Origin of the sequence: Gemmiger qucibialis (genome assembly GCF_027689445.1) — a bacterium.
GTDB classification, from domain to species: domain Bacteria; phylum Bacillota; class Clostridia; order Oscillospirales; family Ruminococcaceae; genus Gemmiger; species Gemmiger qucibialis.
On the sequence record NZ_JAQFEN010000010.1, the window covers coordinates 1 to 13,917 of the forward strand.

Annotated in this window: 10 protein-coding genes; 1 reads left to right on the top strand and 9 read right to left on the bottom strand. The window is 55.7% G+C overall.

Annotation, left to right across the window (positions count from 1 at the left end):
- Nucleotides 1-50: 50 nt before the first annotated feature.
- The 5 genes from PG062_RS12345 to PG062_RS12365 are packed head-to-tail and all read right to left on the bottom strand — an operon-like array spanning nt 51 to nt 9,218.
- Nucleotides 51-3,110, bottom strand: a complete 3,060-nt coding sequence (locus PG062_RS12345; protein ID WP_113998981.1) for a type III restriction-modification system endonuclease — start codon at nt 3,108-3,110, stop codon at nt 51-53.
- A complete protein-coding gene (locus PG062_RS12350) occupies nt 3,110-4,951 on the bottom strand; it encodes a site-specific DNA-methyltransferase (RefSeq protein WP_270752519.1) in 1,842 nt (613 codons plus the stop codon). The genes PG062_RS12345 and PG062_RS12350 overlap by 1 nt, the downstream gene beginning before the upstream one ends.
- An 18-nt stretch (nt 4,952-4,969) precedes the next feature.
- On the bottom strand, nt 4,970-5,761 hold the full coding sequence (locus PG062_RS12355) for a DUF2971 domain-containing protein (RefSeq protein WP_270752520.1): 792 nt from the start codon (nt 5,759-5,761) through the stop codon (nt 4,970-4,972).
- Nucleotides 5,742-6,404 (bottom strand): DUF4391 domain-containing protein, encoded by a 663-nt coding sequence (locus PG062_RS12360; RefSeq protein WP_270752521.1) that lies wholly within the window; start codon nt 6,402-6,404, stop codon nt 5,742-5,744. Before PG062_RS12360 ends, PG062_RS12355 begins: the two co-directional genes overlap by 20 nt.
- A 3-nt stretch (nt 6,405-6,407) precedes the next feature.
- On the bottom strand, nt 6,408-9,218 hold the full coding sequence (locus tag PG062_RS12365) for a helicase-related protein (protein WP_333559424.1): 2,811 nt from the start codon (nt 9,216-9,218) through the stop codon (nt 6,408-6,410).
- Nucleotides 9,219-9,471: 253 nt separating this feature from the next.
- On the opposite strand from PG062_RS12365, the gene PG062_RS12370 reads away from it, so the two are divergent.
- Complete coding sequence (locus PG062_RS12370; protein ID WP_333559425.1) at nt 9,472-10,674, top strand: helix-turn-helix domain-containing protein; 1,203 nt, start codon at nt 9,472-9,474, stop codon at nt 10,672-10,674.
- Between the two features lie 153 nt (nt 10,675-10,827).
- Here PG062_RS12370 and PG062_RS12375 read toward each other — a convergent pair whose 3' ends face one another.
- From PG062_RS12375 to PG062_RS12390, 4 genes are read right to left on the bottom strand one after another with little or no spacing between them, the layout of a single operon-like run.
- A complete protein-coding gene (locus tag PG062_RS12375) occupies nt 10,828-12,099 on the bottom strand; it encodes a redoxin family protein (protein ID WP_113998978.1) in 1,272 nt (423 codons plus the stop codon).
- Entirely contained in the window at nt 12,089-12,544 is a 456-nt protein-coding gene (locus PG062_RS12380) for an RrF2 family transcriptional regulator (RefSeq protein WP_113998977.1), read from the bottom strand. Before PG062_RS12380 ends, PG062_RS12375 begins: the two co-directional genes overlap by 11 nt.
- 33 nt (nt 12,545-12,577) lie before the next feature.
- On the bottom strand, nt 12,578-13,501 hold the full coding sequence (trxB, locus tag PG062_RS12385) for a thioredoxin-disulfide reductase (protein ID WP_113998976.1): 924 nt from the start codon (nt 13,499-13,501) through the stop codon (nt 12,578-12,580).
- Between the two features lie 15 nt (nt 13,502-13,516).
- A complete protein-coding gene (locus tag PG062_RS12390) occupies nt 13,517-13,840 on the bottom strand; it encodes a thioredoxin family protein (RefSeq protein ID WP_113998975.1) in 324 nt (107 codons plus the stop codon).
- Nucleotides 13,841-13,917: the final 77 nt, after the last annotated feature.

Below are 13,917 nucleotides of genomic sequence, written 5' to 3' on the forward strand. Positions count from 1 at the left end.
TTAAGATTCTCCTCGGATAATTGAATATCTCGGATAATGCGCCCTTGGGATCAGTTACTTACCAGCTGCATCAAGGTGCTATAATTGTCTACCACGCTGTAAACCACGCTGCCATTGCTGATGGCAGCAAAATGTTTTTTGGCGCATTCGATCTTTGCATTTTCTACGCCGCGTAGCTCCATAGTGTCGAGATTGCCTTTGGTTTCGGCGACAAAGTAGATGTGCTTCACGCTGCCCTCGTTAAAAGCGATCGCCCAGTCAGGGTTGTATTTTCCAACCGGGGTCGAAATATAGAAACTACCGGGCAATTTTACATACACCGCCACTTGGTCACTGACATCCAGCTCTTGTGCAAACCTGCGTTCATTGTCCGAGTCGTAGATCACATGGCTGTACAGGCTGCGGTTGGCCTCCATGGCGTTGACATCCAGTTTGCCGCGCAGTGTAGCCCTGGTAAAAACATCCTGGTCGTAGGCTGCATCCAGCCGGTTATAGGTGATATGCTCGATGATCTGGGTGGCTTTCTCGTCATTAATCAAGCGGGCGGCTTTCAAGATGAACTCCTCCGGGTTGATGCGGAACTGGGAAAAGGTCTGCGGGGCGATTCCCCGCAAAATGGCGGCCACGGTGGCCCGCGTCAGACCGGTTTCCTCCACCAGCTTGCCGACAAGGTCGTACCGCACGCTGCCAAGCGGCGCATACTTGGCGGACTCGCGGTCGCTGCGGGCTTTCTGGAAGCCTTTTCCCTGCTCCAACTGTTCCCGCGATTCCAACCGCGCTGTCTGCTCTCCATATTCCAGGTTGATCTGCACGCGGGTCACATTCAATTTGGAGTCCAGCGCCCGAATGGAGTGGTCGATCAATTCCGGCGTGTCAAACTGAACAGTATAAAAGGACTTGTGGTTGATCCGATTCCATAGGTTTAGAAACTCAGCCTTGTGCAGTTTTTCTTCGTCTACGATGGCTTGCACATTGTTGCTGTGGGCGTTTTCCGGGGCCATGGTATGAGCATCGTATACGCCGGACAAAATCCGCACCACCGAATCTGCATATCCCGACACCTCGCTGGCAACATGAAAGCTCCCGATTTCTTTATCAGCAAAATATTTGTCGGTCAGTTTGCCGCGTTTTACATAATCGTTCTGGATCAGATCTTCGTAGATTGCGTTGGCCAGGTCCTGCGTAACATGGACCTGTTCGCCGTTGGCGTCGACCAGCGTGCGGCCTACAAACAGCTGGGTGTCCACCTTCTGCGGGCGGTCTGCCAGCGACTCCGCCAAGCCGGTTTGCAGTGCCTCGGCAAATTTTCCATACTCCAGGTCGGTGATCAGCGTCAGCTTGTTCAGCTCCTGCACGTCTCGGCCCAGGACGCTTTCGTCCATGCGCTCGCCCTGCTGGTTGACACACAGGCGTAGGCCGCGACCGATCTCCTGGCGGCTGCGGATCTCAGACTCGCTCTGAGGTTTCAGTGTGCAAATCTGGAACACGTTGGGATTGTCCCAGCCTTCGCGCAGGGCCGAGTGGGAAAAGATAAACCGCACCGGTTCGTCCAGGCTGAGCAGCCGTTCCTTGTCCTTCATGATCAGGTCGTAGGCATCCACATCATCGGACAGCTGCGTTTTGCGGTCGATCTTTCCTTCCACAAAGCGGGCTTTTTTGCCCTTCTTTTTGTCGATAGAAAAATACCCCTGGTGGGTCTTGTGCACGTCAATGCCGTCCAGATAATGCAGATAGGCGTCATCGCCAAACTGGCGCTGCATCTGGCCCACAACGTTTTCGTACTCCTCCTCGAACATTTTGGCATACTCGCCGTTGCGGCCATCGTCGTTGTCGCCGTCATATAGGCGGTACTTGGATACTTCGTCGATGAAAAACAGTGACAGCACCTTGATGCCCCTGGGATACAATTCCCGCTCCCGCTGGATATGGGTACGGATGGTCTCCCGGATTTGAATCCGGCGCTGCAAGGCTGTCATCTGCTCGTTGCCGCTAATTTGTCCAGCGTAGAGTTTGAGGCCATTGAGGAAGGTGACCGAGTTGTCCCGCCCATCGATGCCGTCCGGCAAAATCACAAAGCGGTCGGCGTATTCGTCCAGCTCGCCGGAGAGGGTGTACAGGTCGTCGCCGCCCTGCACCTTGCGCACCATGGTGCGGGTGCCGGTCTTGCCCTTTATCTCAAAACCCAGGCGGGCCGTGGGGGCCTTGTTCTTGTAAATGTCCACGCCTTCCACATAGACAAAACTATTGGTGGCGGTAGTACCTGTCAGCGTGATGCCCAACGCCGCGATCTTTTTGACAAGATGCTGGTTGTAGGCATCCATAGCGTCCAGGCGGTAAACCATATCATATTTTTCTTTGTGGGTGGCGGAATAGCGCAGCGTGAACAGAGCGTTGAACTTTTTTAGGCTTTCTTTGGTCTGTTTGCCCTCCACGCTCTGTGGTTCATCGATGATCAGGATCGGGTTGGTTTGGGCGATGATGTCGATGGGACGGCGGCTGCGGAAGCTGTCCAGCTTTTTGTCGATGATCTTCTGGTTTTTGCTGGAATTGAACGCCTGCATATTGATGATCATGGCATAGATGCCGCTGTCCGAGGCAAAGTTGTCCACTTCGGTCAGCTTGTCCGAGGAGTAGGTAAAAAAGCGAATCTTCTTGCCGTACTCATCAGAAAAATGCTGCTGGGTCGTTTCCAGCGATTTGGCCACGCCTTCCCGGATGGCCACCGAGGGCACCACTATAATAAATTTGCTCCAGCCGTAGCGGCGATTGAGCTCGTACATGGTTTTGACGTAGGTGTAAGTTTTGCCAGTGCCGGTCTCCATCTCGATGGTCAGGTTGATGCCGGGACCGGCCAAAGCATCGGATGGTTTCAGATTGTTACGGATCTGCACCGCGCGCAGGTTCTCTAAAATCCGGCTGCGGGTCAGCTCCGGCACCAGCGGATGATTGCGGAAGCCCACCTCGCTAAAATCCATGCGCTGCTGCATATTGGTGGTATCGCCCAGATCGATGCGGTAATTGGCGGTACGCAGCGGCTGGTCGTTGAATACATCACAGACCGCAGCTGCAGCCTCTGCCTGGAAGGGCTGATGTTTGAATTTGAGTTTCATCAGATCACCTTCACCTTCGTGTCGGGCGAAAGATTTTTGAAGATCTCCGTCACGTTGATCTTTTCGGCATCGGTGGCAAAGGCGCTGTCGCGGAATACCGCCCGCAGCGGCTGCAGGTTGGCTATGTACTCGACCACGGCGCGGGGAACCGCCTTGTCAAAGCAGGCGGCCAGGGCGCCGTTGTCCACGTTATGTACGGTGCAGCCCGCCACCTGGGTGCTGGTGTGGGACAGATTGATCTCCACGCCCCAATCCAGCAGGCAGGCGTAGAGCAGGTCCAGGTCGGTGCGGTCCTCCTTGATGTTGCTGACCGTCTCGCCCAGCATCAGCTGGGTGACCTCCTCGGGATGATAGTAGACGTTTTTCATATTGCTCTCATCCACACGGAACACGCGGAAGCCGATGTCCAGATTTTGGGTAGTCAGCGGGTTTTCTTCTTTGATTTTCTCACCGGCGCGGCGGATGCGCTCTTTGCCGATTTCGCAAATGTTTTTGTAACCTGCTTTGAAGGCTTCACTGTTTTCGTCGCAGGGTTCGGGGAGCTGTACCATGATGAACTTGCGGTGCCCGCCGTCCTCGGCGTTGAGCTGCATGACCGCGTGGGCAGTGGTGGCGGAGCCGGAGAAGAAGTCGAGAACGATAGAGTCAGTTTTTGTTGCCAAATCCATACAGAATTTTATTAATTCTACCGGCTTGGGAGTGCTAAAAATGGTTGAATTTCCAAATAAGGATTTAATCTCTCGAGTGGCCTCTTGGTTAGATGCCAAAAAGTCGAGCCAAGTATTTGCCAGCTGTCCTTCAGATTTCTTTTCTGACAGAAACAGTTTATATCTTGGCTTTCCATCGCCGTCTCTAGGAAATACCAAGCGATTATCATTCAGTAAGCGATCATAGGTTTCTCGCTTAAAGCGCCATTCTTCGGTTATGGTCTTTCCGCTTGGCGTCATAACACTATATATGGCACCACCCTTGTTTGTACATGGCATGGTTTTGTAAGGTCCGCGAGGGTCATTGTCGGGATTTTTATAATCACGCTCATTGATATGAGCACTAATTTTATTGAGAAGATTTCCGTTACTCTTGGCGTACAAAACGACATACTCGTGTATAGGGGATATATTTTTTGATAAATTTGCTTGGCTATCCCTGCGTTTTCTGACGCATTGTGCAAGAAAGTTTTGCTCACCGAAAACTTCATTACATATTTCACGCAAATTTTCAATTTCGCCATCATCAAGAGAAATGAAAACGACCCCATCCTCCGTTAACAAATTCCTTGCCAACATCAGCCGGGAATACGTCATACTGCACCAATCAGAGTGAAACCTCCCATTGCTCTCGGTGTTCTCGAACAGTCGGTCGCCGTCTTCACTCAACTCTCCACTTTTTTCACTCCACTCTTCTCGGCTCATCCCAAAGTCATCCCGATAAATAAAGTCGTGGCCAGTGTTGTAGGGCGGATCAATGTAAATCATCTTGACCTTGCCCAAGTAGCTCTCCTGCAGGATTTTCAGCACTTCCAGGTTATCGCCCTCGATGTACAGGTTTTCGGTGGCGTCCCAGTTGCGGCTGTCCTCCTTTACCGGGCGCAGCGTCTTGGTGGTGGGGCGGGCGGCTTCGGCTATGGCCTGCTTCTTGCCCACCCAGGTAAACTCATACCGTTCATCGCCTTCCTCCACCACATCCGGGCTCAGCAGTTGCTTGAGCATTTCAAAGTTGACGCCCTTTTTGATGCTGCCATCCTCGCCCCGCATCTCGGTAACAGCCGAGGGGAACAAAGCCCCAATTTTTTCAATATTCTCTGCTGCCATATCCGACGTTTCCATTTTTAGTTTGTCCATGATTTTCACCTCGTATTGTTATGGCAGTGGAACCTCATTTAAGCGTAAATTACTATCCCAGCCAATTTTAGAAAGGGGAACATTCAAAGCACCGGCGACTTCTTTTAGTCTTTGAAAATTCAAATCTGTGCAAAATGCACCAGCAATGATTTTTGTCACGCGAAGTCCATTGGTCGTCATTTGCTGGAGCTCTCCATTCGATACCGTTGAGCTGTCTAAAATGCGATACTCCTCTTCATAACTCCAACACGTATCTTTGCTAAACAGCGGATAGTTAATACGGAGAAGAACCTTTCGGTTCTCGTAGTTATTCAAAACGAGTGATGGGTTAGCACACATCTCATTGCGCATATCATAAAACCGCTGGTATTCCTGACTTAAATCAGGGACTTCATTTTCATAAATTACTGGATAGAAACGTTCTGGTGACTCGACTCTAAACTCTACACAGTATCCCTTATAACCGGCAGCATAATGCGACCACATAAGTTTGTTATAAAGTAGAGCCGAAAAACAGCATACTTCCAGCTCCTGCTGCTTATTAAGATAATATTGTCGTGCATCGTTCTGAGCGCCCTTTAAGGCAATATGTTCAAACTCAAATGGGTCATTCAAACCACTTCGCTTTGAAAACCATATTTCCCCGGATTTTAATTGTTCAAATCGCTTCCGGGCCTCATCGGAGTCATCAGGAATACTAAAATATTTGTATAAGGAGCCGGGAATATAAGCACCAAGGGCACACCGGAAGTGCGGATAATCCGAATTCGAATCAATAAGCTCAAAATACTTATCCTTTGTAAGCGGCATCAACTCCACTCTCCAATCTCTGTATCTCTCTCCTGATCTCCATCTGCTTCGCCAGCTGCTTTTCCTTGCGCATCCGGCTTTTCAGCTGGTCGATCTGCTTTTGCAGCTTCTCCCACGCCTGGGCCTGCTCCACAGCCGCCTGCAAGGTCTCCGCCTTTGGCGCGGCCAGGGCATCGCCGGCAATTTGCCGGACGATGCCCTCATACAGCGCGTCCATATTCAGGCCGGTCAAGTTCAGCGTCAACGCCTCCGGCGTCTGCCAGACGGTGCGGTAGTTCTGCCGCAGCTGGAAGGCACTGCCGCCGCTCTGGCTGGCTTCCTTGTAAGTCACCGAAAGCTGGCATTTCCCGTCCGACCGTTCCAGCACAAACAGCAGATGGTAGGGGATCTGCTTGTCCATCAGGTTCAGCACACGGCTATCCAGCACATCGCCCGCCATGCGGATGCGGAACACCTCGATCTCTTGCACTGTCTGCCCCGGCGCCAGGTTCATCGTCTGCGCCGACAGCTTGTTGGCCCAGGTGATCAGTTTGATTTGCTCGATAAACAGACGTTTGACCTCCGCCGTGACATCCAGATTCTGATAAAACTTCTGCTTGGGGATGCGGCGTTCAAACACCGTGGAAGTAGGAAACGAAAGCATGGTTCATCCCTCCTTGACCACCAGAAAACAGATCAGTTCAAAATCATCCAAACCGGAGATCTGGTTCAGCAGCGCCGTGGTGCCGCCTGCGCGGAACAGGCTGTCCAGGTCGCTGTCCTCCTTGGCATCCACGATGGAGAGCACCGCCTCCTCCAGCAGGTCAGAGTACAGCTGCATCTCTTCACCGCAGCGGGTCTCCTCGTTAAAGGCACGGCACAGCGCCTGAATCGGCTCGGTTTTGCCGTGGCACAGCTGGCGCATGGTCTCCAATGTGCTGCGCGGGGAAAGATGGTCGTAGACGATCTCTCCCTCCTCGGTCAGGTAGACCAGATAATAGGGGTGCAGTCGGTTGCGGTCGTTGATGTTGATCTCGTTGTGCACATTTTTCAGCACGAACACCACGCCCGCCGGAGCGTCCGGCAGAGCCTGTGTCACGGCGCTGATGCCGCCGGGGGTGGTCTCCAGTTCCGGGTGGCGCTTGGCATACTCCATCACTTCCATGCGGAACTCGTTCAGGCCCAGATCGGTGATGGAGACGCCGGTGCCCATCTCCTCCAGGTCCACCACCTCGGTTTGCAACCGCTTGAGCTGCTCTCGCCGGTATTCCAAGTTGCCCTGTTCCTCCGGGCTGAGCAGGTTGTCATCGCCGGTGGAGGTCATGACCAGTGCCTTCATGCGGGTCTCTACCCGGCCTTTCAGATTGATGTAGGAGTCCAGGTCCATGTCCGGCCAGAAATTGATCAGCTGGATCACATCGTTTTTGCTGCCAATACGGTCGATCCGCCCAAACCGCTGCACCAGACGAACCGGGTTCCAGTGAATGTCGTAGTTGATCAGGCAGTCGCAGTCCTGCAGGTTCTGGCCTTCCGAAATGCAGTCGGTGGCGATCAGAAGGTCAATGTCGGGGCCATCCGGCATCAGGGCGGCTTTGTCCTTAGAGCGTGGCGAGAAGCAGGTCAGCACGTTGTTCAAGTCCGCCTTGAATTTGGGGATGGTGGTGCGGCCCTCCACCGATCCGGTGACCAACGCAGTGTTCAAACCGTACTTTTCCCCGGCAAATGCGCTGACATGATCGTAAAGATACTGCGCTGTATCGGAAAATGCCGTGAATATGATGACTTTTTTGTTGCCGGGGTTGATCGGATGCTCGATTTTTTCCGTTATTGTATCCAGCAGCATTCGCAGTTTGCTGTCGTGTGCCGGTGTGATCTGCGATACGGCCTTCAGCAGCATTCGCAACGTATGTTGATCTTCCTCCAGGTCTTTGCGCCAGGTCACATAGTCCATGTCGGCCAGTTCGATCTTGACCTTGCGGCCCACCGTGAACAGATCGGATTCCTGGTCATCGGCATCCAGGTCGGCCACACCGCTCAGGTCGTTCAGCTCCAGTGTGGCGGTTGGATCATAATGCGCGATGGTGTCAAGTGTCTGCGCGATCAGCTGTTCGATTCGTCCCAGCGTCAGCTGGAAGGAATGAAGGGAGCTTTCCAGACGCTTTAGCAGATTGATGCTCATCAGTCGGCGGATGCCCTGCTCGCGGCCCGCCTGGGTCAGGTGGTTTTTGCCCTCATGGTTCAGTTTGGCGTATTTCTCCAGCTTGCTTGGTAGAATGTAGTTGGTTGGGGTGTAGATACTTAAAGTCAGGCTGAGCAGGTCATCATAGATCTCGCTGTAGGAGATGGCGCCGGGCAGGTCGGTCAGCGGCGGCCGTTTGGAAATGGGCGGCAGCCGGGTCGGGAATTTGCCGATTTCGCTGACATCATAGTATTTTTCAATGTGGCGGCGGGACCGGGCAATGGTTACGGCGTCCAGAATTTGGAAAAATTCAAAATCCAGCATCTGCATCAGCTGGTCGGTGGTGCGGCTGGCGACGTCCAGCTTGCTCCACTCGTTGAACACCTTCTGCGCGTTGCGGAAAACCTCCTCCACGCTGCGGCTGATGTCCAGTTTGCCCTGCCATTCGCTGCTATCGCCCTCGTAGGCCAGTGCCAGCTGGTTACGCAGATCGTAAAAGCGGTTGTTCACCGGCGTGGCCGACAGCATCAGCACACGTGTGCGCGCACCGGGGCGGATGACTTTGTTCATCAGGCGGGTGTAACGGTTTTCTTTTCCCTCATTGTCCACATCCCCGCCATTGCGGAAATTGTGGGATTCATCGATCACGACCAGGTCGTAGGCGCTCCAGTTCAGTTTACTCAGGTCGATCTCGCCGGAAAATCCTTTGTCCCGGCTTAGATCCGTGTGGTAGAGTACGTCATAGCGCAGGCGATCCCCGGCGATGGGATTGTTGACATAGTTGGCCTTATAGGTCATCCAGTTGTCGCTGAGCTTTTTAGGGCAAAGAACTAACACCCGCAGGTTGCGGTTCTCATAGTATTTGATGACGGCCAGAGCGGTGAAGGTTTTGCCCAAGCCGACGCTGTCCGCCAGGATACAGCCGTTATATTGTTCCAGCTTGCTGATAATGGCAATCACAGCGTCTTTCTGGAAGGTGTACAGTTTGTTCCAGACCTGGCTTTCCTTGAAGCCGTTGGCTTCGCTGGGCAGATCGTCCTCATTGACCTGCTCCAAAAAGCTGCCAAAAATGTTGTAAAGTGCATAAAAGTAGAGGAATTCGGGGCTATTCTCTTGGTAGGCGGTGGTGATGCTCTCCAGGACTTTGTCTGTGACGTCTTTCAGGTGGCTTTGGTCGTTCCACAGCTGGTCGAACAGTTCCAGGTAAGCTTTACTTTCTGGCGCATCCACGCGGTTGATCATGCTGAACATACGGCCGCCACGGTCACAGCCCAGGTCCTCGCGGGTAAAACCATTCACTGGTGCATGCCCTCCTTTTTTCGTTTGCTTGGCAGTGAAGCCGGTGCGCTGGTACGTGTATCGAGTTCATCATTAGGCAAATGATGATGGTTTGCGAATAACTGTTTTCTCCGCTCTTTGTGAAGCCCTGCTCACACAGGGCAAGGTTCAGCTTCACCGTTTCGCGTGGATTTTCGCGGGTTGGAATAATCACACGCCAGACAGCGTACCCTCTTCGCTATCCGGTGTATCGTGCTTTAATGGCGTTATCAATATGAAAACGCCGGATTTTTCGCTGTTTTCACTTCCTTTGAAAATATCGCTGTATTTTTGCCGCTCTTTCCGAATGCCGTTCCTGCCCCTGGCTTTTCAGCGGCGTATTCCGGCATTGGCACGCTCTCCCGTGCTTTCAAACACATGGGGTCATGGCGCTGCTTCCCCTGCCGGGGGTATCCCATTCGGACGGTCATGTAATTTTCAAGGTGCTGTTGCCTCCCGACAAGTACAGTTTAACGAAAAATCGGGCCTGTTCCCGTATATCCAAGAGGTTGGAAAAAGGGTGCGAAAAGCGGAAATTTCCACGCTTATAGAAATCTGTGCTATAATGGGAAGCAGAACGAGAGGGGGCGCGGATATGAATATCAAACTGACGATCCCGGAGCGGCTTAAAGATTTGCGGACAGAGCGCAACCTGATACTGGAACAGCTTTCCGAGGCAACAGGCATTTCCCGCGCCGCCCTCGGCAAATATGAGGCGGACGATTTCAAGGACATCAGCCCGTTCAGCATCGCGGCGCTGGCAAAGTTTTATGGGGTATCCGCCGATTACTTGATGGGATTGACAGAAAGAAAAAATCACCCAAACACAGAGCTGGATGCTCTGCATTTGGGTGACGATGCGATTGAAGTATTGAAGGCGGGGCAATTCAATCACCGGCTGCTGTCGGAGCTGATTTGCCACAAAGATTTTCAGCGGTTGATGCTGGATGCAGAAATTTATGTTGACCGTATCGCGGATATGCGGATCAACGACATGAACACTGTGCTGGAGGCCGTGCGTCAAATGGTGCTGTCCAAGCGAGAGGATAGTGCCAACGATCTCTATCTCCGCACGCTGGAATTGGCGCAGGTGCCGGAGGAAGAATACTTCAGCCATGTGGTTTCGGATGACCTGAACGAAATACTCCGCGATATTCGGGAAGCCCACAAGACCGACAGCACAACGGCAGACGAGCCGTCCGCCGCAGCACAAGTACAGCAGCAGTTACAGACTGCCATGAACTTTAAAGGCAGCAGCGACGAAAAGAAGGCGCGGGCACTCTTGGCCACACTCGGCATTGACTACGATGCCATCACCAAAGAGCAGTTTGTCAATCTGATTGAGGTGCTGCGGCTGTCCAAGCACATGAAAAACCCCATAAATCGGCGCGGCAAAAGCAACATGACACACGGAAAAGGGAAAAGGAAGCGTAAATAGGCAAGAAAATACGCCGTATCCAGCAAAATCTGCTGAATACGGCGTATTTATTCGTTACCCAATCCTGCCTGACAGATGCCATAATTGTAATTCTTTCAAATTACTTTCTTATGAGCACCCACAGAATCTGCGGGGGCGTTTTGTCGTTGTGGTTCAGGAGACCCGCTGCCCGGTCATGGTCTGGGTGACGATGCTCTCCATCATGTCGGCGGTCAGCTGACCGGTCACATAGCCGAAGACGTTGCCCTCGGTGTCGATCATGAAGGTGGTCGGGAAGGCGGAAATGCCGTAGGCGCTGAGCACATCGCCGGTGGTGTCCATGACCACCGGGAAGGTGTAGCCGTTGTCCGACAGGAATCCGCTGACCTCGTCGATGCTGCCGTCCACGGCGCGGGGATTTTCGGCGCTGCTGGGGTTGGCGACGCCCAGCACGATCAGGTCCTCGCCGTTGCTGCCGTAAGACTCATAGAGCGACTGGATCTCGGGCATCTCGCTCTGGCAGGGGCCGCACCAGGTGGCCCAGAAGTTCAGGAACACCGTCTTGCCGCGGTATTCCGACAGGGTGTGTTCCTCGCCGTACTGGTCCACCAGCGTGAAGTCGGGGGCCGGGATGGCGTCGGGGTCGGTCTCGGGCTCCTCGGTGGGAGCGGGCGTGGCGGTGACCTGGGGCGCCGCACCGGACGAGGCCGACGGACTGCCGCCCGTCTGGGACAGCACCCCGCTGAGCCGCCCGGTGAAGCCGGTCAGCGTCATCAGACCCATCAGGATCAGCAGGACGGCGCCGATGCGGGTGGTATACCGCACGACGTTGTGGTATTTTTTGAAAAGGTCCAGCACGGTGCCGGTGAACAGTCCCACCAGCAGGAAGGGAATCACAAAGCCGAGGGTGTACACCCCGATGAGCAAAAATCCCCGCTCGGGCGCGCTGGAGGCCATGAGCAGCACGCCGGACAGCGCCGGACCCACGCAGGGCGTCCAGGCAAAGCTGAAGGTAAAGCCGAGGAGCAGCGCGGTCAGGGGGTTCATGGCCAGCCGGTTGAGGGGCAGATGGAAGCGGTGTTCGCTGTCCATCGCGCTGCTGCGGCCAAAGATGCCCAGCTGGTACAGGCCGAACACCAGGATCAGCACGCCGCTGCACCGGGTGAACAGGGTGCGGTTGCCGCTGAAGAAGCGGCCCAGCGCCGTGAAGCCCATGCCGAGCAGGAAGAAGGCGAAGCTGATGCCCAGCACAAAGAACAGGGTGTTGACCAGCACGCGGCGACGCGGATAGCGGATGGTGCCGTCCGGCTGCACCGCCGCCGTTCCGCCGGCCAGATACCCGATATACAGCGGGATGAGGGGCAGCACGCAGGGGGAAAAGACGCTGAGCAGCCCCTGCAGGAAAACGGTCACCGCCGAGATGCCGACGGACAGATCAAATCCCATCTGTCAACTCCTGTTCCGCCGCAAAGAGCGGCTTGCCCGCAAAAAGACGGTCCTCGATATCGGCGATGGTCACACCGGCCAGACGGCGGCGGCAGCCGGCGTCGAGATCGGCATAGATCTCATCCATCACGCCGGCCATGCCGGCACAGATGGCGCAGTTGCGGTCGGCGGCGCCGCTGTGCCAGCCGGACTCCACAAAGGCGGTGTCCACGGCGGCCGCCACCCGGTCCAGCGTGAGCTCGGCGGGGGGAACCTGGGGGCAGAAACCGCCCTCACTTCCCTCCCGGGCGCCCACCAGGCCGGCCTTTTTCAGGCGGGCCATGACCTTGCGCACCCGCGCCGCGTTGGTACAGATGTTGTCGGCCAGCGCATCGCTGGAGAGCGTGCAGCCCTTGACGCTCAGATACACCAGCGCATGGACCGCCACGCTGAAATCGCTCTTCATGCCGTTCCTCCCGTTGCGTACCGGGAAGCGGCGTCACGCCCGGTTCCCGGCCAGATATTCCTCGATATAATGTGCGGCAACGGCACCGTCCGCGGCGGCTGTCAGGATCTGACGGACCGGTTTGCGGCGCACGTCGCCCACCGCGTAGACGCCGGGCAGCGATGTCCGGGTGGTCTCGTCGGCGATCAGGTAGCCCGCCTCGTCGGTTTCGAGCTGCCCGCGGAACAGAGCGGTCTCGGGCCGGCGCCCGACGGCGACAAACAGGCCGTCCACCGGCAGGGTGCTTTCCTCCCCCGTGACCTTGTTGCGCAGGACCAGGCCGGTGAGCCGGTCATCGCCCTGCAGCGCCTTGACCTCGGTGTTCCATACAATATTTACACCATTTTCCCGGAGCTTGTCAAGGTAAACGGCAGAGGCCCGCAGCGCGTCCCGCCGATGGATCAGCGTCACACGCCCGGCCAGCCGGGCCAGCGTCAGGGCATCGCCGACGGCGGTGTTGCCGCCGCCCACGATCGCCACTTCCCGCCCGCGGTAGAGCATCCCGTCGCAGGTGGCGCAGTAGCTCACCCCGCGGCCCCGCAGAGCCGCCTCGCCGGGGACGCCCAGTTCCCGGGCTTCGGCGCCGGTGGCCACCACCACCGTGCGCCCCAGGAAGGTGCCGCGGTCGGTCTCCACCCGCTTGGGGGACTCGGTCAGCGCAACCTCGCGGACTTCGGCCAGCACCGTCCGGGCGCCGAAGCGCTGGGCCTGGCGCTGCATCTTCTCGCCCAGTTCAAACCCGTCCACCCCGTCCTCAAAGCCGGGGTAATTCTCCACCGTGCCGGTGGTGGCCATCTGGCCGCCGGCGGAGAGCCGCTCCAGCACCAGGACCGACAGACCTGCCCGCGCCGCATAGAGCGCGGCCGTGTAGCCGCCGGGTCCCCCGCCGAGCACCAGTACATCAACCGCGTTGTTCATGGCTGCCTCCTTGTCTTACAGTACGCCGTTGGCCGACAGATATTCCCGGATGTCTGCCTGGGAACGCGGTCCCACAAAGGGCCGGCCCAGCAGGCGGCCGTCCTTGAACAGCAGCAGCGTGGGGATGGTGTTGACGCCGAACCGTGCGGCGACATCCGGCGCGTCGTCCACATTGACGCCGGCAACCCGGATGCGGCCGTCCAGCTCATCGGCCAGCGCTTCAACGGCCGGGGCGATCCGGCGGCAGTAGCCGCACCACGGCGCCCACAGATCCACGAGGGTCACACCGTTGGCGATGGTCTGGTCAAAATTGGCGGAAGTCAGAGGATTCTTATTCATAATACTTCTCCTTTATATATAAGGTAGGTGTTCGGATTTTTGCACCGTGTCGGTGCTAAACTGTAAATCTTTTTGTT

Bases quoted from the DNA above. Each gene is read 5' to 3' on its own strand.
- PG062_RS12345 (WP_113998981.1), bottom strand. From the start codon at position 3,110: ATGAAACTCAAATTCAAACATCAGCCCTTCCAGGCAGAGGCTGCAGCT.
- PG062_RS12350 (WP_270752519.1), bottom strand. From the start codon at position 4,951: ATGGACAAACTAAAAATGGAAACGTCGGATATGGCAGCAGAGAATATT.
- PG062_RS12355 (WP_270752520.1), bottom strand. From the start codon at position 5,761: ATGCCGCTTACAAAGGATAAGTATTTTGAGCTTATTGATTCGAATTCG.
- PG062_RS12360 (WP_270752521.1), bottom strand. From the start codon at position 6,404: ATGCTTTCGTTTCCTACTTCCACGGTGTTTGAACGCCGCATCCCCAAG.
- PG062_RS12370 (WP_333559425.1), top strand. From the start codon at position 9,472: ATGAAAACGCCGGATTTTTCGCTGTTTTCACTTCCTTTGAAAATATCG.
- PG062_RS12375 (WP_113998978.1), bottom strand. From the start codon at position 12,099: ATGGGATTTGATCTGTCCGTCGGCATCTCGGCGGTGACCGTTTTCCTG.
- PG062_RS12380 (WP_113998977.1), bottom strand. From the start codon at position 12,544: ATGAAGAGCGATTTCAGCGTGGCGGTCCATGCGCTGGTGTATCTGAGC.
- trxB (WP_113998976.1), bottom strand. From the start codon at position 13,501: ATGAACAACGCGGTTGATGTACTGGTGCTCGGCGGGGGACCCGGCGGC.
- PG062_RS12390 (WP_113998975.1), bottom strand. From the start codon at position 13,840: ATGAATAAGAATCCTCTGACTTCCGCCAATTTTGACCAGACCATCGCC.